General features: G+C 69.4%; 16 protein-coding genes. 3 read left to right on the plus strand and 13 right to left on the minus strand.

Annotation, left to right across the window (positions count from 1 at the left end; genetic code table 11):
- Positions 1 to 128: 128 nt before the first annotated feature.
- Positions 129 to 2006, minus strand: coding sequence for an aspartate--tRNA ligase (gene aspS / locus ABFT43_RS11765; RefSeq protein ID WP_347960533.1), 1878 nt, complete (start codon positions 2004 to 2006; stop codon positions 129 to 131).
- A 146-nt stretch (positions 2007 to 2152) separates the two neighbouring features.
- Between aspS and ypfJ the strand changes: the two genes are divergently transcribed.
- Positions 2153 to 3013, plus strand: a complete 861-nt coding sequence (ypfJ, locus tag ABFT43_RS11770; protein WP_347960534.1) for a KPN_02809 family neutral zinc metallopeptidase — start codon at positions 2153 to 2155, stop codon at positions 3011 to 3013.
- A 41-nt stretch (positions 3014 to 3054) separates the two neighbouring features.
- Positions 3055 to 4725 (plus strand): DUF885 domain-containing protein, encoded by a 1671-nt coding sequence (locus ABFT43_RS11775; protein WP_347960535.1) that lies wholly within the window; start codon positions 3055 to 3057, stop codon positions 4723 to 4725.
- Positions 4726 to 4877: 152 nt separating this feature from the next.
- Here the strand turns inward: ABFT43_RS11775 and hisS are convergent, their stop codons facing one another.
- A complete protein-coding gene (gene hisS / locus ABFT43_RS11780) occupies positions 4878 to 6143 on the minus strand; it encodes a histidine--tRNA ligase (RefSeq protein ID WP_347960536.1) in 1266 nt (421 codons plus the stop codon).
- Positions 6140 to 6949 (minus strand): MBL fold metallo-hydrolase, encoded by an 810-nt coding sequence (locus ABFT43_RS11785; RefSeq protein ID WP_347960537.1) that lies wholly within the window; start codon positions 6947 to 6949, stop codon positions 6140 to 6142. The genes hisS and ABFT43_RS11785 overlap by 4 nt, the downstream gene beginning before the upstream one ends.
- A gap of 240 nt (positions 6950 to 7189) precedes the next feature.
- Between ABFT43_RS11785 and ABFT43_RS11790 the strand changes: the two genes are divergently transcribed.
- The gene (locus tag ABFT43_RS11790; protein ID WP_347960538.1) at positions 7190 to 8110 is read left to right on the plus strand and encodes a peptidylprolyl isomerase; all 921 of its coding nucleotides are present in this window, start codon (positions 7190 to 7192) and stop codon (positions 8108 to 8110) included.
- A 102-nt stretch (positions 8111 to 8212) separates the two neighbouring features.
- Here the strand turns inward: ABFT43_RS11790 and ABFT43_RS11795 are convergent, their stop codons facing one another.
- From ABFT43_RS11795 to ruvC, 10 genes are all read right to left on the minus strand, one after another.
- Positions 8213 to 8917, minus strand: a complete 705-nt coding sequence (locus ABFT43_RS11795) for a DUF2510 domain-containing protein (RefSeq protein WP_347960539.1) — start codon at positions 8915 to 8917, stop codon at positions 8213 to 8215.
- 245 nt (positions 8918 to 9162) lie between these two features.
- Positions 9163 to 11535 carry a RelA/SpoT family protein gene (locus tag ABFT43_RS11800; RefSeq protein WP_347960540.1) on the minus strand — a complete coding sequence of 791 codons (2373 nt, stop codon included), beginning with the start codon at positions 11533 to 11535 and terminating at the stop codon, positions 9163 to 9165.
- 108 nt (positions 11536 to 11643) lie between these two features.
- Positions 11644 to 12222, minus strand: a complete 579-nt coding sequence (locus ABFT43_RS11805) for an adenine phosphoribosyltransferase (RefSeq protein ID WP_347960541.1) — start codon at positions 12220 to 12222, stop codon at positions 11644 to 11646.
- Positions 12223 to 12338: 116 nt separating this feature from the next.
- Positions 12339 to 14036, minus strand: coding sequence for an ABC transporter substrate-binding protein (locus ABFT43_RS11810; RefSeq protein WP_347960542.1), 1698 nt, complete (start codon positions 14034 to 14036; stop codon positions 12339 to 12341).
- A gap of 10 nt (positions 14037 to 14046) precedes the next feature.
- The gene (gene secF / locus ABFT43_RS11815) at positions 14047 to 15243 is read right to left on the minus strand and encodes a protein translocase subunit SecF (RefSeq protein ID WP_347960543.1); all 1197 of its coding nucleotides are present in this window, start codon (positions 15241 to 15243) and stop codon (positions 14047 to 14049) included.
- Entirely contained in the window at positions 15240 to 16934 is a 1695-nt protein-coding gene (secD, locus tag ABFT43_RS11820; protein WP_347960544.1) for a protein translocase subunit SecD, read from the minus strand. The genes secF and secD overlap by 4 nt, the downstream gene beginning before the upstream one ends.
- Before the next feature lie 173 nt (positions 16935 to 17107).
- Complete coding sequence (yajC, locus tag ABFT43_RS11825; protein WP_347960545.1) at positions 17108 to 17497, minus strand: preprotein translocase subunit YajC; 390 nt, start codon at positions 17495 to 17497, stop codon at positions 17108 to 17110.
- 168 nt (positions 17498 to 17665) lie between these two features.
- Positions 17666 to 18763 carry a Holliday junction branch migration DNA helicase RuvB gene (ruvB, locus tag ABFT43_RS11830; protein ID WP_347960546.1) on the minus strand — a complete coding sequence of 366 codons (1098 nt, stop codon included), beginning with the start codon at positions 18761 to 18763 and terminating at the stop codon, positions 17666 to 17668.
- The gene (ruvA, locus tag ABFT43_RS11835) at positions 18763 to 19359 is read right to left on the minus strand and encodes a Holliday junction branch migration protein RuvA (protein WP_347960547.1); all 597 of its coding nucleotides are present in this window, start codon (positions 19357 to 19359) and stop codon (positions 18763 to 18765) included. The genes ruvB and ruvA overlap by 1 nt, the downstream gene beginning before the upstream one ends.
- Positions 19356 to 19925, minus strand: a complete 570-nt coding sequence (ruvC, locus tag ABFT43_RS11840) for a crossover junction endodeoxyribonuclease RuvC (protein ID WP_347960548.1) — start codon at positions 19923 to 19925, stop codon at positions 19356 to 19358. The genes ruvA and ruvC overlap by 4 nt, the downstream gene beginning before the upstream one ends.
- Between the last annotated feature and the right edge of the window lie 45 nt (positions 19926 to 19970).

Genomic DNA, 19970 nt, shown 5'->3' on the forward strand with positions numbered 1-19970 from the left:
GGGTTCCGTTTGCCGCCACCATGGAGCAAATCTCTCACAGGTGGACGCGGACCGCGCGAGATAACCGCACCCAGACGACTGCGGTGGCCGAACTCACGCTCGGCCACCGCATTTCGTCGTCCGACGGGCTACTCGCCCGCCTTCTCGCGTTGCTCGGCGCCACCCTTGTCGGCGTCGGTCTTGTCGGTGTCGGTCTTGTCGCCGCCGCGCGGAACCGGCTTGGCGTCGATGCCCGACTCCTTGCGCTGCTCCGGGGTGATCGGCGCGGGCGCGTCGGTCAGCGGATCGACGCCACCGCCGGACTTCGGGAACGCGATGACCTCGCGGATGGAGGACTCACCGGCGAGCAACGCCGTGATGCGGTCCCAGCCGAAGGCGATACCGCCGTGCGGCGGGGCGCCGTAGGCGAATGCGTCGAGGAGGAAGCCGAACTTCTCCTGCGCCTCCTCATGGGTGATGCCCATGATCTCGAACACGCGCTCCTGCACGTCGCGCCGATGGATACGGATCGAACCGCCGCCGATCTCGTTGCCGTTGCACACGATGTCGTAGGCGTAGGCCAGCGCCGATCCCGGATCGGACTCGAGGGTGTCGAGGCACTCCGGCTTGGGTGAGGTGAACGCGTGGTGCACCGCGGTCCAGGCCGAGTGGCCCAGTGCGACGTCGCCGGAGGCGGTCGCCTCGGCGGCCGGCTCGAACATCGGTGCGTCCACGACCCACACGAACGCCCAGTCGTCCGCAGAGGTGGACGGCCCGCTCGCTTCGCTCCCGGCGCCGGGGATGAGGCCGAGGCGCGAGGCGATCTCGCCGCGGGCGGCGCCGAGCAGGGCGCGGGATGCCTTGACCTCGCCGGCGGCGAAGAACACGCAGTCACCGGGGTTGGCGCCGACGTGCGCGGCGAGACCGGCGCGCTCCTCCTCGGACAGGTTCTTGGCGACGGGACCGGACAGGGTGCCGTCCTCGGCGACGAGCACGTAGGCCAGGCCGCGGGCGCCGCGCTGCTTGGCCCACTCCTGCCAGGCGTCGAGCTGACGACGCGGCTGCGAGGCGCCGCCGGGCATGACGACCGCGCCGACGTACGGGGCCTGGAAGACGCGGAACGGCGTGTTCGCGAAGTACTCGGTGCACTCGACGAGCTCGAGACCGAAGCGCAGGTCCGGCTTGTCGGTGCCGTAGAGCCGCATCGCGTCGGCGTAGGTCATGCGCGGGATCGGCGTGGAGATCTCGACGCCGATCAGCCTCCACAGCGCGACCAGGATCTCCTCGGCCAGCGCGATGACGTCGTCCTGGTCGACGAAGCTCATCTCGATGTCGAGCTGGGTGAACTCCGGTTGCCGGTCGGCGCGGAAGTCCTCGTCGCGGTAGCAACGCGCGATCTGGTAGTACCGCTCCATGCCCGCGACCATGAGCAACTGCTTGAACAGCTGCGGACTCTGCGGCAGCGCGTAGAAGGTGCCCGGCTGCAGGCGTGCCGGCACCAGGAAGTCACGGGCGCCCTCCGGGGTCGAGCGGGTCAGCGTCGGGGTCTCGATCTCCACGAAGTCGTGAGCGGCGAGCACACCGCGGGCTGCGGCGTTGGCCTTCGACCGCAGGCGCAGGGCCGCGGCCGGACGCTCACGGCGCAGGTCGAGGTAGCGGTGGCGCAGACGCGCCTCCTCGCCCGGCGACTCGTCGAGCTGGAACGGCAGCGGCGCCGACTCGTTGAGCACCTCGAGCTCGACCGCGTTGATCTCGATCTCACCGGAGGCCAGATTCGGGTTCTCGCTGCCCTCCGGACGCACCTCGACGACACCGGTGACCGCGACGCAGTACTCGGCGCGCAGGCGGTGCGCGGCCGCGGCGACCGACTCGTCGCGGAAGACCACCTGGACCAGACCGGTGGAGTCACGCAGGTCGATGAACACCACACCGCCGTGATCGCGGCGACGCGCGACCCAACCGGCGACGGTGACGGTCTGCGACGCGTCGGCGCGACGCAGCGAACCTGCGGAATGCGTGCGGAGCACTGAGAGTCCTTCCCAACGAATGGCTTGTTCTCGGGCCGGCGGAAACGCAGGCCAGATACCCATCGTGCCGTATCGGCGCACCCGGCCGTCACCCGGCCACCCGTAGATGAGCCTGTCCCGGGCCCGTGGCGTGCCAGAATGACCGCGTGACATTCCAAGGCAGCGGATCGATCGACACCGGCAACGTCTCCGGCGGTGGCGGCGGAGGTGGTGGCGGGCGGATCGCCCTCGGCGGTGGCGCCGGTCTGCTCATCACCATCGTCGCCCTGCTCTTCGGTGTGAACCCCGGTGACATCCTCGGTTCGCAACCCGCACAGCAGGGCACATCGTCGGCGGCATCGGAGATCCAGGAGCAGCTCGATTCCTGCACCTGGGAGATGGCGAACGAGAACACCATCTGCCGGATCAAGGCGACCACGGTCAGCCTCGACAAGGTGTGGTCGGAGCTGCTGCCCGGTTACGAGCCGCCGAAGACGGTGATCTTCGCCGACGCGGTGAACACCGCGTGCGGCGCGGCGAGCTCGGCGACCGGGCCGTTCTACTGCCCCGCCGACCACACCGCGTACTTCGATCCGTCCTTCTTCACCCAGCTGCGCCGCATGGGCGGCAGTGACGGACCACTCGCCCAGGAATACGTCGTCGCGCACGAGTACGGCCACGCCGTACAGAACCTGACCGGCGCGCTGGCCAAGGGCCAGCGGCTGGGATCGCAGGGCCCGAGCTCGGGCTCGGTGCGCGTCGAGCTGCAGGCCGACTGCCTCGCCGGGGTGTGGGCCAACAAGGCCGACGACGGCCCCGACGCGCTGCTCGCCCCGATCACGCAGCAACAGATCTCGACGGTCATCCAGACCGCCCAGGCCATCGGCGACGACACCATCCAGGGGTCGCGCTCGAATCCCGAGAGCTGGACCCATGGGTCGGCGACGCAGCGCGCCAAGTGGTTCTCCATCGGCTACCGGTCCGGCGACCCGAGCAAGTGCGACACCTTCGCCACCAACGACCTGTGATCGACACAGGCACCCCGACCCCCTGACGGCTACGTGACCCCATGACCCCCATTTCTGCACGCACCTCTGCTGGCACCCGCACGCCGACCGCCGTCGACGAGATCGCCGAGGCGCACCTCGACCGGCTGTGCCAACTCGATCCGGTGTTCGCCACCGAGATCGGCCGCGGCGACCATGACGAGGCGCTCACCGACTACTCCGCCCAGGCCTGTGCGGAGCGGGCCGCGGTGGCCGCCGAAACCCTCGCGGCGCTGGCCGACGCACCGGTCGTCGACGACATCGACCGGGTGACGGTCGCGACGATGTCGTCGTCGCTGCGCCGGGAGCTCGCGCTCGCCGACGCCGGCGAGCACATCGGTGTGTGCAACGTCATCGCCTCACCGCTGCAGGCGATCCGCGACGTGTTCGACCTCATGCCCACCGACACCCGGGAGCAGCGCGAGGTGTTCCTGGCGCGGGTCACCGCGATCCCCGGCGCACTGACCCGCGCCGTCGACGGGCTCGCCCACCGGTTGCGGCACGGTCCCCCACCGGCCCGCCGCCAGGTGATCGCCGTCGCGCGGCAGGCGGAGGCGGCCGCCGACGCCATCGCCGCGAACACGGCGCCGATCGCCGCGGACCCCGCCCTCGCGGGCACGCTGGGGACCGCGCTGGACGCGATCCACACCGCCTTCGGGACCTTCGCCAATTACCTGCAGACCGAGGTGCTGCCGGCCGCGGTCGACGACGACGCGATCGGCCGCGACCGCTACCTGTTGCACCTGCCCGCCCACCTCGGCGCCGACGCCGATCCCGAGGACGCCTACGCCTGGGCGATGACGCGGCTCGAGCAGATCGTCGCCGAACAGCACGAGATAGCCGAACAACTGTTGCCCGGACGCGGCGTCGGGGAGACCCTCAAGTGGCTGGATCGCCAGCCGCAGTACCAGATCCACGACCGGCACGAGTTCGTCGCGTGGATGCAGGAGACGTCCGACGCCGCGATCGAGGGGCTGTCCGGCACCCACTTCGACATTCCGGAGCGCCTGTCCCGCCTGGAATGCCGGCTCGCGCCGTCGTCGACGGGGATCATCTACTACACGCAGCCGAGCGCCGACCTGTCGCGGCCGGGCCGCATGTGGTGGGCGGTGCCCGACGACCAGACCGTCTTCCACACCTGGCAGGAGAAGACGACCGTCTATCACGAGGGCGTCCCCGGCCATCACCTCCAACTCGGTTCGGCCATCATCGATCCCGACCTCAACGCCTGGCGCAAGCTGGCGTCGTTCACCTCCGGGCACGGCGAGGGCTGGGCGCTCTACGCCGAACGCCTCATGGACGAGCTCGGCCGGCTGTCCGATCCGGGCGACCGGATGGGCATGCTCGACTCCCAGCGACTGCGCGCGGCGCGCGTGGTCGTCGACATCGGCGTGCACTGCCGACTGCCCGCGCCCGAATCCCTCGGCGGCGGCATCTGGGACGCCGACAAGGCCTGGGAGTTCCTCACCTCGTCGGTCGCGATGGACCACGCGGTACTGCGGTTCGAACTCGACCGCTACCTCGGCTGGCCGGGTCAGGCGCCGTCGTATGCGCTCGGGCAGCGGGTGTGGGAGGACACGCGTCACGCCGCGCTCAACGCCCACCCGGAGTGGACGCTGAAGGACTTCCACACGCGCGCACTGGCATTGGGCGGGGTCACGCTGGATGTGCTCGCCGCCGAGATGACCACCTGACGAGCGCCCCTGAGAGAAGTCCCCTGAGAAGAACCCCATGCGAAGAACCCACCGCCGGCCCGCGGACGACGATGTGTCGCCGGCGGGCCGATGGAGGGCGTCTTCCAGGGGCGCTTTCGGTCGTCGATACAGCAGTCGATCGGGTCGGCGGCTCAGTTCAGCAGTCGCGCGACCTCGGCCACGACGTCGTCCAGGGCGACCGTGTGCTGCTCGCCGTTGCCGAGGTCCTTGACCTCGACCTGACGCTGCGCGAGCTCGTTCTCGCCGAGCACCAGCGCCAGCCGCGCGCCGGACCGGTCGGCGGCCTTCATCGCGCCCTTGAGCCCGCGGTCGCCGTACGCGAGGTCGACGCTGATCCCGGCAGCGCGCAGGGCGCCGGCGACGGAGACGAGTTCGGCCTTGGCGTCGGCGCCGAGCGGCACACCGAAGACCTGCACGCGGGCGGCCTGGGTGCCGGCGACGCCCTCGGCCTCCAGCGCCAGCATGGTGCGGTCCACGCCGATACCGAAACCGATGCCGGACAGGTCCTGCTTGGCGCCGAGCTGGCGCATCAGTCCGTCGTAGCGGCCGCCGCCACCGATGCCCGACTGGGCACCGAGACCGTCGTGGACGAATTCGAAGGTGGTCTTGGTGTAGTAGTCCAGGCCGCGCACGAGCCGCGGGTTGATCTCGTAGGCGACACCGAGCCGGTCGAGGTGCGCGAGCACCTGGTCGAAGTGGGCCTTCGCCTCGTCGGACAGGTAGTCGATGAGCAGCGGCGCGTCGGCGGTGGCCTCCCGGATCTCGGGTCGCTTGTCGTCGAGGACGCGCAGCGGGTTGATCTCCGCGCGCTTGCGGGTCGGCTCGTCGAGGTCGAGCTTGAACAGGAACTCCTGCAACACCTCCCGGTACCGAGGACGGCTCTTGTCATCTCCGAGAGAGGTGATCTCCAGACGGTAGCCGGACAGCCCGAGGCGCTTGTAGCCCTCGTCGGCGACGGCCACGACCTCGGCGTCGAGCGCGGGGTCGTCGACGCCGATGGCCTCGACACCGACCTGCTGCAGCTGGCGGTACCGGCCGGTTTGCGGCTTCTCGTAGCGGAAGAAGGGGCCGGCGTAGCAGACCTTGACCGGCAGCTGACCGCGGTCGAGACCGTGCTGGATGACGGCGCGGACGACCCCGGCGGTGCCCTCCGGGCGGAGCGTCACCGATCGGTCACCACGGTCGGCGAAGGTGTACATCTCCTTGCTGACGACATCGGTCGACTCGCCCACGCCGCGCGCGAACAGCGCGGTGTCCTCGAAGACCGGCAGCTCGATGTGTCCGTAGCCGGCACGACGGGCGGCGTCGGTGAGCGTGTCCCGCACCTTCCGGAAATCCGCCGAGTTCGGCGGGAAGTAATCCGGGATGCCCCGGGGTGCCTGAAATGCTCCGCTCACAGTCCGTGTCGTCCCTTCGGTCGATCAGTGCCGCTGTTGTCAGTGCCGATGTTGTCAGTGCCGATGTTGTCAGTGCCGCTGTCTTGCGCGTCGTCGTTCTCGGTGCCGGTCCCCGGGGCGGCCAGGCCGACCAGGAACGGGTTGGTCGCGCGTTCCTGCGCGATCGTGGTCTGCGGCCCGTGCCCGGGCAGCACGAGCGTGTCGCCGGGCAGCGGCAGCAGCTTGGCGGCGATGGAGTCGAGCAGCTGCTGGTGGCTGCCGCCGGGCAGGTCGGTCCGGCCGATGGACCCGGCGAACAGCACGTCGCCGGAGAAGCACACGGGCACGGTCTGCGGATCGCCACCGTCCTCGGCGGGCACGGTGACCTCGATACCGAGCAGCACCGAGCCCTGGGTGTGGCCCGGCGCGAGGTCGACCGAGAAACGCAGCCCGGCCAACTCGACGGGCTCGCCGTCTTCGAACTCGATGACCTTCTCCGGCTCCCGGAACCTCTCGTCGCCGATCATCGCGCCCAGCGCGCGGCCGATGCCGACGGTCGGATCTGCCAGCATGGGCCGGTCGGCGGCGTGGATGTAGGCCGGGATGGAGTACTCGTCACACAACTGCGTGGCATTCCAGGTGTGGTCGAGGTGGCCGTGGGTCAGCAGCACGGCGACCGGCGTGAGCTCGTGGTGGGCGAGCAGGTCGCGCACCCGGGGCGCGGCGTCCTGGCCGGGGTCGATGATCACCGCTTCGGAACCGGGCTCGGCGGCCACCACGTAGCAGTTCGTCTGGAACATGCCGGCGGGGAATCCGGTGATCAGCATGGCTCTCCTGTGGGTCGCGGGTCCCTACCATTGTGTCCTAGTGACGGACGGCCGCCGACAGGCGGTGTGCATCGGCGGCCGTGTGGGCCGGTCGGCCACTCGGCGGACCTCACGTCCCGCCCGCGACCCGCTGAAGCGTCGTCTCAGGTACAACTGGCACACTTGCCTCTCGAGTACGAGTAAGTGTCATCCGCGCAGATGTCGGCACAACGGTGCCGAGATTCAGGAGGATCCACCCGCGTGACCACCAATGAGGAGCGCCGCGAGGCGGCCAAGCGGAAGCTCGAAGAACGCCTCGAGGCCGAGCGCCTCGCGCGGCGGAAGCGCAAGATCGTCATCGCCTCCGTGTCGACCGCCGTCGTGGTCGCCGTGGTCGCGGGCGTGACCGCGATCGTGTGGAAGAAGATCGCCGACGATCGTGAGGCCGCGCGCTGGACGACCTGCGCGTTCGAGGACTCCCCGAGCCGGTTCGACCAGCTCCCCGACAAGGTTCCCGACACCGTCCCGGCCGACCAGCGTCCGCAGTACCAGAAGGAACTCGACGAACTGAAGGCCGCGGCGAAGAACGAGCGCACGTCGCCGAAGCCGAAGGAGAAGGTCCTCAAGGAGGGCACCGAGCAGGCCACCTTCACGACGACCCAGGGCGTCCTGCCGGTCACCCTGGAGCGCGACTCCGCGCCGTGCAACGTCGCCGCGGTCAGCTCGCTGATCGAGAACAAGTTCTACGACGGCACCACCTGCCACCGCATGACCACCGCGGACAAGTTGAAGATCCTGCAGTGCGGCGACCCGACCGGCACCGGCATGAGCGGCCCGGGCTGGACCAGCCCCGACGAGCCGCCGACCGATCTGAAGAAGGTCGGCCAGCCCGACCCGATGACCGGGACGCAGCCGGTCGTCTACCCGCGCGGCACGGTGGCCATCGCCAACAGCAGCCAGGGCGGCCAGAACCCGAACACCGGGTCGAGCCAGCTGTTCATCGTCATCCAGGACAGCGAGCTCGGTCCCGATTACTCGATCGTCGGCCACGTCGACGAGGCGGGCCTGCCGGTGCTGGACAAGATCTACGACGGCGGCATCAACCCCGGCCCGGCCGGCAGCCAGCCGGGCGACGGCAAGCCGAAGCTCGACGTGACGATCGAGACGGCGACCGTCGACTGAGCCGCAACCCACTGTCAGACAAGAGATCCCGTTGCGTGTCGTCCCGCTTTCCGGGACCGAACGCAACGGGATCTCCTGTTCTCACACCGATGGCCTGTGGGGCTAATCGCTGCCGCCGTAGACCTCGACGATGTTGGCCTCTACCGCAGGCGCGGTGATCTCGCCGCCCATGGTGGTCTCATACGTCTCCGAACCCTCGACTTCAACCCACATGGCCACGAGGTCGCCCTCCACCACCTCGGCAAATGACGCTTGGCCTGCCCTCACGATGGTGTTGATGTCGAAGTTGTAGCTCTCGACCTGCTGGCCGTCGGTGTACACCCGCATCTGGGTCGTCCCAGTCGCACTGTCGGCCTGGGCCACACGTCCGTAGATCACGTACAGCTCCCCGACATGAGCATCAGGATTCTTGGCGACGAGTTGCCACTCGCGAGATGTCACGGCTTTGTACGAAGCCTTGTCGGCGAGTCGGACTCGCTCCGCTTCTGCTCGTCGGGAGGATTCCATGAGTGCCGACCTGTCGGCAGTTATGGTTTCCTCAGAAACAGAAGCAGCGGCGGAGTCTTCGCTGTCCGTATGTGTAGTGGGAGCCAAGACGAACGCGACCGCCACGATGACGGCGAGGGCGAAGACGACTGCGCCACCGACGATCAGCAAGGGCTTGGTGATTCCCGAACTCTTCTTCTGCGTATGTGCGAGCTCCCAATTGTCGGTCCACTGGCGACCATCCCACCACCGGAGCAGCGTCGGGTCGTCGGGATCGGGATGCCACCCAGGCGGTGTCGGCGGGGGCGGCGGCTGAGTCATTTTTCACTCCTGATATCACGGCTTCGAAATCCCAACTGAAGGATTTCGTACGCCACGGTAGGAACTGACTCCGACAAGATCGCTTGTCGTTCAGCCGATCAGCAACAGTCGTCGCAAGATTTCAATCATTCGAGGGAATCGGCTCCCGTTGCGTGTCGTCCCGCTTTCCGGGACTGAACGCAACGGGATTCTTCGTCGTTTCCCGGTTCGCCCGCCAACCGTTCAGCGACGGCTGACAGGTGGCGTCAGGCCGCCGACGTCACCCGATAGACGTCGTACACACCCTCGACGTTGCGGACCACGTTGAGCACGTGGCCGAGGTGCTTGGGGTCGCCCATCTCGAAGGTGAACTTGCTGATGGCCACTCGGTCTCGGCTGGTGGTGACCGACGCGGACAGGATGTTCACCTTCTCGTCGGCGAGCACCTTGGTGACGTCGGACAGCAGCCGGTGACGGTCGAGCGCCTCCACCTGGATGGCGACGAGGAACACCGACTCCGGGGACGGCGCCCAGGACACCGGCACGATGCGCTCGGACTGCTCCCGCAGCGACTTCGCGTTGGTGCAGTCCGTGCGGTGGACGCTGATCCCGCCGCCACGGGTTACGAAGCCCATGATGTCGTCGCCGGGGACCGGGGTGCAGCACTTGGCCAGCTTGATGACCACGTTGTCGGCGCCCTCGACGACCACCCCGGCGTCGCCGCCCTGCCGCGGGCGGCTCGGCATCGTCGACGGTGTGGACCGCTCCGCGAGCGCCTCCTCGGCGTCCTCGATGCCACCCAGCGATGCGACGAGTCGGTTGACGACGTGCCGAGCGGAGACGTGGTTCTCCCCCACCGCCGTGTAGAGCGCGGTGACGTCGTTGTAGCGCAGTTCCTTGGCGATGGCCGCCATCGATTCCGCCGACAGCAGTCGCTGCAGCGGGAGGCCGCCGCGGCGGACCTCCTTGGCGATCGCCTCCTTGCCCGCCTCGAGGGCCTCCTCGCGACGCTCCTTCGCGAACCATTGCCGGATCTTCGCCTTGGCACGCGGTGAGACGACGAAGTTCTGCCAGTCCTTGCTGGGCCCGGCGGTCGGCGCCTTGGAGGTGAACACCTCCACCACCTCGCCGTTCTCGAGCTTGCGCTCGAGCGCGACGAGGCGTCCGTTGACGCGGGCGCCGATGCAGCGGTGCCCGACCTCGGTGTGGACCGCGTAGGCGAAGTCGACCGGCGTCGACCCGGCGGGCAGCGTGATGACGTCGCCCTTCGGGGTGAACACGAAGATCTCTCGGACGGCGAGGTCGTAGCGCAGCGACTCCAGGAACTCGCCGGGGTCGGCGGCCTCACGCTGCCAGTCGAGCAGCTGCCGCATCCACGCCATGTCGTCGATCTCGGCGGTGTCGGTCTTCTTGCCCGACTTGTTGCGGTAGCCGCTCTCCTTGTACCGCCAGTGCGCGGCGATCCCGAACTCGGCGGTGCGGTGCATCTCGTGGGTGCGGATCTGCACCTCGAGGGGCTTGCCCTCGGGGCCGATGACGGTGGTGTGCAGCGACTGGTACACGCCGTAGCGGGGCTGGGCGATGTAGTCCTTGAACCGTCCGGCCATCGGCTGCCACAGCGAGTGGACGACGCCGACCGCGGCGTAACAGTCGCGCTCCTCCTCGCACAGGATGCGCACGCCGACGAGGTCGTGGATGTCGTCGAAGTCGCGGCCCTTGACGATCATCTTCTGGTAGATCGACCAGTAGTGCTTGGGCCGGCCCTCGACGGTCGCGTTGATCCGCGCGGCCGACAGCGCGTTGTTGATGTCGGCCCGCACTCGAGCCAGGTAGGTGTCGCGCGACGGCGCCCGGTTGGCGACCAGGCGCACGATCTCCTCGTACCGCTTGGGGTGCAGGATCGCGAACGACAGGTCCTCGAGCTCCCACTTGACCGTCGCCATACCGAGGCGGTGCGCAAGCGGCGCGATGACCTCCAGCGTCTCGCGGGCCTTGCGGGCCTGCTTTTCCGGCGGCAGGAACCGCATGGTGCGCATGTTGTGCAGCCGGTCGGCGACCTTGATGACGAGCACCCGCGGGTCGCGCGCCATCGCGATGATCATCTTGCGGATGGTCTCGGCCTCGGCCGCGCTGCCCAGGGCGACCTTGTCCAGCTTGGTCACGCCGTCGACGAGGTGCGCCACCTCCGGACCGAAGTCCTTCTCGAGCTCCTCCAGCGAGTAGCCGGTGTCCTCGACCGTGTCGTGCAGGAGCGCCGCGACGAGGGTCGTGGTGTCCATGCCGAGGTCGGCGAGGATCGTCGCGACCGCCAACGGATGCGTGATGTACGGGTCCCCGGACTTGCGCTTCTGCCCGGCGTGACGCTGCTCGGCGACGTCGTAGGCACGCTGCAGGGTCGCGACGTCGGCCTTCGGGTAGATCTCCCGGTGCAGGGTGACCAGCGGCTCGAGCACCGGCCGCACCTGGCTGCGGGTCGCGGTCATGCGCCGCGCGAGGCGGGCGCGCACGCGACGTGACGCCGAGGTCGACGCGGTGACCGGCGACGAGCCGTCCGAGCCGTGCACGCCGCGGGCCGGTGTCACCGCCGAGTCGGTGGCAGGAGTCGACGCGCCCTGGGCCGTGCCGGATTCATCGGCCATGACCGGTCCCCCTCTCGACAGTGGACGGAAGTGCGGTGTGCCGGGCCCACCGGGTGGGTCGATTCGAGTCTAGATCCTCACCCGTCACACCCGGATCGGTTGGCTGGGTCAGGCGTCGAGCGCGACCGAGTGCACGGGGACGTGCGCGCCGAGACCACGGGCGATGGTGTCGCGCCCGCCGAGGCCGGCGAGCTCCATGATCACCGCCACCCCGACGACGCTCGCACCGGTCCGGTTCAGCAGTTCCGACGCCGCGACGACCGTACCGCCGGTGGCCAGCACGTCGTCGACCAGCAACACGCGCAGTCCCGCCAGGTCCAACCCGGAGGCGGGGATCTCCAGCGTTGCGGTGCCGTATTCGAGGTCGTAGGTGATGGTGTGCACCGGCGGCGGCAGCTTGCCGCCCTTGCGGACCGCGAGGACCCCCACCTCGAGCTCACGGGCGACCGCACCGCCGAGCAGGAAGCCGCGCGCGTCGATGCCGGCCACCAGGTCGATGTCCCGGCAGCCGTGGGTCAGCGCCGTGACGATCGACGACAGCCCCTCCGCATCGGCGAGGACCGGGGTCAGGTCCTTGAAAGCGATTCCGGGACTGGGGAAATCGTCGACGAGCCGGGTGCGCCGGGCGATCGCCTCCCGCGCCCGTGCGACCGCATCCGCGGTCCGCTGGCCTGCCACCTCACCCATCGGACAACTCCCTCACTCCCGGGTCACCCACGACCCGTCACTCAGCGATCGCGCAGGCGATCGGTCACTGTCTGACCGTCCAACGACCGGTCATCGATCGATCGTCCAACGACCGGTCATCGATCGATCGTCCAACGATCCATGTTCCACCCGGTGCCGTTGCGGGCCAGACCCGGCACGACGCCGCCGATCCGATCCTTCCACTGCCGCACCCGGGGCGATGCGAACAGGGGTACCGACGGCATCACCGACCACGCCGCGTTCTCGATCGACCGGGCCAGCCGGAGCCGTTCGGGCTCGGCGAAGGTGACCGCGTACTGGTCCACGCCGCGGCTGATCTGCGGATCCCGGATGCCGGAGAGATCCAGCGGGTCGCCGCCGCGCAGCGCGTATGCGTCCCGGGCGGGATCGGCCGCGCCGGCCGCCGCGAACGACGAGCCCGCGGCCACGATCATCGCGTCGACGTCCTTGCCGAGCGCGTCCACCTGCATCTCCGGGCTGGACACGTCCTCGACGACGAATCCGGCGTCCTTGCACGACGCGGCGATCGCGGCGGCCATATTCGACCAGCGCTCGGTGGGCGCGAGGTAGCCGAGCCGTACCGTCCGCGGCCGGACCGCGCCCTGGGACCCCTGTCCGGTGGCCTCGCGCAGTAGCGTCCGCGCGCGTTCGGGGTCGGGTTTGCCGTAGTTCTGCCCTAGTTCGCCGTTCATCGTCCCGGCCAGGTTGTCGGCAGGGACCAGTACCCGCAGGTTCCACACCTGTGCGCCGTTGGAGAAGTCCTTCGCGAGGTCCTGACGCGGGATGCACGACGCGAATGCCTGCCGCATCCGGGCGTCGCCGAACACCCCGCGGGCGGCCAGCACGATCTGCTCGACGCTCACCGCGCGTGACGGCGACGGCGGACCGTCGGCTCCCGGCGACCCGGCGATCTCCGAGCCGACGATCCCGGCCGTCACGTCGACGACGTCGAATCTGCCGTCGGGCAGCCGGCGGGTCGCGTCGGTGCCCCGGCCCCAGATCACGATCCGCGAGGTAGCGGGCGGGTCACCCCACCACTCGTCGTTCGGCACGAGCACCAGGCCGCCCGATCTCGAGTAGCGGTCGATGCGGTAGGGCCCCGACGCCGGGAACCGATCGTGGTCGACCGGCCCGAAGGTCAACGCGAACCCCGTGTTCCACGCGGTGGCGATGCGGGCGATCGCGGCACGGTCCCTGCCCTTGATCGCGTCGACGACATCGCCGAGTCCGGCGTCGCGGGCGACGATGTGCGCGGGCAGCATCGTCCCGGCGCCGAACAGCGACAGCCAGTCCTGGTACTTGCGCCCGGACGCGAACCGCACGGTGACGGTCTTGTCGCCCGGCGCGCACTCGACGGCCTCGATGTCGCGGTAGCCGGCGGTGGTGGCCGGGGTGAACCCCGGGAACCGGCCGCTCATCGCCGCCCACGCCAGCATCAGGTCGTCGCAGTCGAGTGCCACGCCGTCGCTGAACTTGGCCTCGGGGGCGAATTCGTAGCGCAGCGTCGGGACGCGGTCCGGCACCTCGGTGACGGTGCCGACGTCGCGGTCCGGGATCACCTGTCCCTGCGGCCCGAGCAGACTGAATCCCGGCAGCAGGCGGCTGGTGGCCATCAGGACGCCGTCGGCGTTGCCCTCCACGGTGTTCGCGTTGTACCCCGAGATCCGCGCGTCGACCACGTAGTCGATGGTCGGCGGCCCGCCGTCACCGCATGCGGTGACGACGCCCGCACCCGCGACGAGCCCGACGAACAGGCTCAGGACCCTTCTGACTCCCCGCTGCCTGACGATCACGTGGGTGAGACTAGCGGTTGCGGCGTCGTTTGCCGGTCGGGACCTTCGCGTCCGTTCCGTCCGTGTCGGCGATCGCGGCGCGAGCCGCGCGGCGATTCCGCACCGGGCGCTGCTCGTCCGAGGTCTCGACACCCGCACGCCGGCTGAGCACACGCGCGGTGTGCCGCTTGACGTCCTCGCGGCGCTCCTTGAGCGTCACCAACAGCGGCGCCGCGAGGAACACCGACGAGTAGGTACCGACGACGACGCCGACGAGCTGGATCAGACCGAGGTCCTTGAGCGTGCCGACGCCGAGCAGCCACACCGCGACGACCATCAGCGCGATGATCGGCAGCACCGAGATGACCGTGGTGTTGATCGAGCGCATCAGCGTCTGGTTGATCGCGAGGTTGGCCTGCTCGCCGTAGGTGCGGCGGGTTGTCTGCAGCACCGAGCGGGTGTTCTCGGCGACCTTGTCGAACACGACGACCGTGTCGTAGATCGAGAAGCCGAGGATGGTGAGCAGACCGATGACCGTCGCCGGGGTGACCTCCCAGCCGACCAGCGAGTAGACGCCCGCGGTGGCGACGATGTCGAAGAACAGCGACACAAGCGCCGCGACCGACATCTCCCGGTCGAATCGCACCGCGATGTACACGAAGACGATGACCAGGAAGACGATGAGCGCGATGACCATCTTCTCGGTGATCTCGCGGCCCCACGTGGAGCTCACGTCGGAGATGGAGACCTCCGCTGGGGTGAGTTCGGGACCGAACTCGGCGGCGAGCGCGCTCGTGACCTTCTCCGCCTGCTGCACGTCGAGGGTCTCGGTGCGCACCTGGACGGTCGCGCTGCTGCCGGTGCCCGCGGTCTGGACCGACTCCGGCTCCCGGCCGAGGGCCTCGGAGACGACGGTCTCGACGGAATCGGCGGTGATCTCCGAGGAGACCACCGGCACCGACATCTGGGTGCCGCCTTCGAAGTCGATGCCGAAGGTGAAACCGCGGATGGCGATCGACGCGACGCAGATCAGCAGGATCACCCCGGTGACGAGATACCACATCTTCCGCTTGCCGACGATCTCGAATGCGCCGGTACCCGTGTAGAGCCGGGAGAAGAACGACCGCTTGGTGTCGGCGACGAAGTCGGCGTCGGTGCCCTGCGACGGCGTGACGTCCTCGAGGAGGGTGTCACCGTTGGCGGGGTTCTGATTGTCCGGTCGGGTCATCGCACAGAGCCCTTCTCGCTGGTGTCCTTGTCGAGGATCGACGACGTGGCGGCGGCCGACGCGGCGGCCTGGCGGCGCGCGGCCACCTTGCGCTCCCGCGCCACCTCGGCGACCGCGCCGAGGCCGTTGACGCTCGGTTTCGACAGGAACGACGACCGGCTGGCGAGCACCACGAGCGGATGGGTCACCAGGAACACGACCATGACGTCGAGGATCGTGGTCAGGCCGAGTGTGAACGCGAAACCGCGGACCTCGCCGATGGCGAGGATGTAGATCACCGCGGCGGCGATGAAGCTGACGGCGTTGCCGGACCAGATGGTGCGACGGGCGCTCGCCCAGCCGCGCGGCACGGCGGACCGGAAACTACGCCCCTCGCGCATCTCGTCCTTGATGCGTTCGAAGTAGACGACGAACGAGTCGGCGGTCATGCCGATACCGATGATCAGGCCGGCGATGCCGGCGAGGTCGAGGGTGAACCCGATCCAGCGTCCGAGCAGCACGATGATGCCGTAGACCATCGCGCCGGCCAACACCAGCGAACCGATCGTCAGGATGCCCAGCATCCGGTAGTAGGCCAGGGCGTAGAGAAACACCGCGATCAGGCCGATCGCGCCCGCGATCAGGCCCGCGCGCAGCGACGACAGGCCGAGGGTCGCCGACACGGTCTCGGCGTCGGAGGCGTTGAACGACAGCGGCAGCGAACCGTATTTGAGGACGTTGGCCAGCTCGTTCGACGACGACTCGGTGAACGGGTCGGCGCTGCTGCCGCTGATGCGGGTCTGGCCGCCCGGGATCGGCTCGTTGATGGCGGGCGCGGAGACGACGCGCGAGTCGAGCGTGAACGCGGTCTGCGTGCGGTTCGGTGCCTCCTGCGCGGTGTACTTCGGCCAGAAATCGGCGGCCTTGCCCTTGAACTCGAGGGTGACGACCCACTCGCCGGTCTGCGGGTCGGTGCCGGCGGCGGCGTCCTTGATGTCGCGGCCGTCGATGATCTGCGGGCCGAGGAGGTAGACCTCCTTGCCATCGGTGGAACAGGCCACCAGGTACTCGTCGGGCTTGTCGTTGCCGAGCAGCGGATCGTTCGCGGTGGGCGAGCAATCGATCTTCGACATGTACTGCTGCAACGCCTCGAGCTGCTGCTGGGAGGCGTCCGCCGGGGCCTGACGCAGCTTGCGCTGCTCGGCGATCGCGGCGGCGGCCGCCTCGGTCGGCATCGCGTCGGAGTTCTCATCGGACTCCTCGGGCTTCTCCGGCTGCGGGGTTGCGGCGGTCGCGCCGATCACCGGCCGCACGTACAGGCGGGCGGTCTGGCCGAGCGACTTGGCCTGCGCGCCGTCCTGACCGGGAACCGTGATGACCAGGTTGTCACCGGTGACGACGACCTCGGACCCGGCGACGCCGAGACCGTTGACGCGCTGCTCGATGATCTGCTTGGCCTGGTCGAGCTGGGCGCGGGTGGGTTCCTTGCCGTCCTCGGTGCGGGCGGTCAGGGTGACCCTGGTGCCGCCCTGCAGGTCGATGCCCAGCTTGGGTTCGGCCGTGCCGGGGCCCGTGAAGAAGATGAGTCCGTAGACGACGGCGAGCAACGCGAGGAACACCACCAGCGGGCGCCACGGCGGGATCTCACGACTCGGTCGCGACCGTTTCCCGGCGGGACGAGCCGCCTTCGCGGTCGAGCGAGGAGTTGTCACAGCTGTTCTGGTCTCCTTCTGGGAACGTCAACCGGCCGAGTGGACTCCGGCCGCAGAACCCCCAACCGACGCGGGAGGCCCGTACGTGCGCGAGCACACACGGGCCACAACAGATCAGGCGATGCGCTGGAGGTGGTGTCGGGCACCACGCCGTGTGGCGTGGTGCCCGGTGATCACTTGTCGGTGTCGCGGCCCTCGTCCGAGGAGGGCTTGTCCAGGCTCACCGAATCGTCGGAGTAGTCCTCGTAGCTCTCGAAGTCGTCCTCGGGGGCGGTGTGACCCGGGTAGGTGCCCGCGGCCTCGTCGGTCGGCACGACGCGCATGATGGCCAGGCGATTCCAGCGGGTGACGATGCCAGTGGCGATCTCCACGTCGACGTAGTCCGACGACGAGGCGTCGATGACGGTGCCGAACAGGCCGGAGCTCAGCTGGACGCGCGTACCCGTGGTGACCGAGTTCTGCATCTCGTGCATCTCGGCGACACGCTTCTTCTGCTTCCGCATCGACAAGAACATGAAGCCGGCGAGCAGCGCCAGCAAGAGGGGGAAGAGCAGAGCGTCCATGGGTGAGAGTCAGTCCTTTTGCATTTCGTGGGTGTACCGGGCGAGCCATCGCCTCGGCGTCTGGAGGACGTGAGGCATCGGGAAACGGCTCAGCCGTGCTCCACACAGTGTGCCATGTCCGGCCGTGGCGACATCCGTGCAGGTGGTGTGCTGCGTCACCGCCGGGGTCTACAGGTCGTCGAACAGCGAGTCGGTGGGGATCTCCCGCGGGCGGGCCCCGAAGCTCGCGTTCATCGCGCCGGCGGGCGGGGTCAGCCCGAGGTGGTACCAGGCGGCGGCGGTCGCGACGCGTCCGCGCGGTGTGCGCGCGATCATGCCGGCGCGCACGAGGAACGGTTCACAGACCTCCTCCACCGTCGCGGGCTCCTCGCCGACCGCCACGGCGAGCGTCGACACACCGACGGGACCACCGCCGAAGCCGCGGATGAGCGCGTCGAGAACGGCGCGGTCGAGCCTGTCGAACCCGAGTTCGTCGACGTCGTAGACCTTGAGCGCGGCGCGGGCGATGTCGACGGTCACCGTCCCGTCCCCGCGCACCTCGGCGTAGTCGCGGACGCGGCGCAGCAGCCGGTTGGCGATGCGCGGCGTCCCCCGCGACCGCCGGGCGATCTCCTGCGCGGCATCGTCGCGCAGGGCGATCCCGAGGATGCCCGCCGAACGGGTCAGCACCCGCACCAGCTCGCCGGGCTCGTAGAACTCCATGTGGGCGGTGAAGCCGAACCGGTCCCGCAACGGCCCCGTCAGCGAGCCGGATCGGGTGGTGGCGCCGACCAGGGTGAACGGCGCGACATCGAGCGGGATGGAGGTCGCGCCGGGACCCTTGCCGACCACGACGTCGACGCGGAAGTCCTCCATCGCCAGGTACAGCATCTCCTCGGCGGGACGGGCGATGCGGTGGATCTCGTCGATGAACAGCACGTCGCCCTCGACGAGATTGGACAGCATCGCGGCCAGGTCGCCGGCACGTTCGAGGGCCGGACCCGAGGTCACGCGGATCGCCGCGCCCATCTCCGAGGCGATGATCATGGCGAGCGAGGTCTTGCCGAGTCCGGGCGGACCGGACAGCAGGATGTGGTCGGGGGTGCCGCCACGCTTGCGGGCACCGTGCAGCACGAGTTCGAGCTGTTCACAGACCCGCGGCTGGCCGATGAAGTCGGCCAGCGACCGCGGGCGCAGCCCGGCGTCGAGGTCGCCGTCGGAGCGCACGGGCGTCGCCGACACCTCCCGCTCGGCGAAATCCGTCGCGAAGTCCGGATCGTCGGTCATCACGACGCCTTACCGAGCAGGGTGAGCGAGCGGCGCAGCGCGGTCGACGCGTCGGCGTCGGGGGTGTCGGCCAGGACGGCCGCGACCGCCTTCTCGGCGTGCGCGGCGGTGAACCCGAGGCCGACCAGCGCCTCGGCGACCTGGTCGCGGACTCCCCCGCCTGCGACGGCACCGCCCGACACGGGCTCACCGGCGGGGCGGTCGACCTTGTCGCGCAGTTCGACGCAGAGCCGTTCGGCGACGCGCTTGCCGATGCCGGGCACCGAGGTCAGCGCCTTGGTGTCGGACTCGGCGAGGGCGCGGCGCAGCGCGTCGGGCTCGAGCACGGCGAGCGTCGCCATCGCGAGGCGCGGCCCCACCCCCGTCACCGTCTGCAGCAGCGCGAACAGCGCACGGGCGTCGGGTTCGGTGAACCCGTACAGGGTCATCGAGTCCTCGCGGACGATCATCGAGGTGAGCAGCGTCGCCTCCTCGCCGCGACGCAGGCGTGACAGCGTCGCCGGCGTCGCCAGGACTCGGTATCCGACTCCGGCACAGTCGATCACGGCGTGGTCGAGTGCGATGTCGACGACCGGACCACGGACTGACGCGATCATGCGCGACTCCCCTCTCGGGCCGCTGCGATCCGCTGCCGGTGTCGGGCGGCGGCCGCCTCGGCCTTCTTCTGCGCCTCCGCCATCCGCTCCATCATCGGCCCGCGCCAGCAGTGACAGATGGCGATCGCGAGCGCGTCGGCGGCGTCGGCGGGTTTCGGTTTGGTCTGCATGCCCAGGATGCGGGTCACCATGGTGGTGACCTGGGCCTTGTCGGCGCGGCCGGATCCGGTGACGGCGGCCTTGACCTCCGACGGCGTGTGGAACCGGACCGGGACGTCGCGCTGACCCGCGGCCAGCGCGATCACGCCGCCGGCCTGCGCGGTGCCCATCGCCGTCGAGACCTGGTTCTGGGCGAAGACCCGTTCGATGGCGACGGCGTCGGGCTGGTGCACGTCGAGCCAGTGACAGGCGGCCGTGTACACGCGCATCAGCCGCTCGGCGAGCTCCATGTCGCTCGGCGTGCGCACCACGTCGACGTCGAGCGCGGTCACCGACCTGCCGCGACCGGACTCGACCAGCGCGATACCGCACCGGGTGAGCCCCGGATCGACGCCCATGACGCGCACAGAACCCTCCCGAGCGAACCTCGTTACGAACAGTTGTTCGAGATT

Source organism: Gordonia aurantiaca, assembly GCF_039939235.1.
Lineage (GTDB): Bacteria > Actinomycetota > Actinomycetes > Mycobacteriales > Mycobacteriaceae > Gordonia.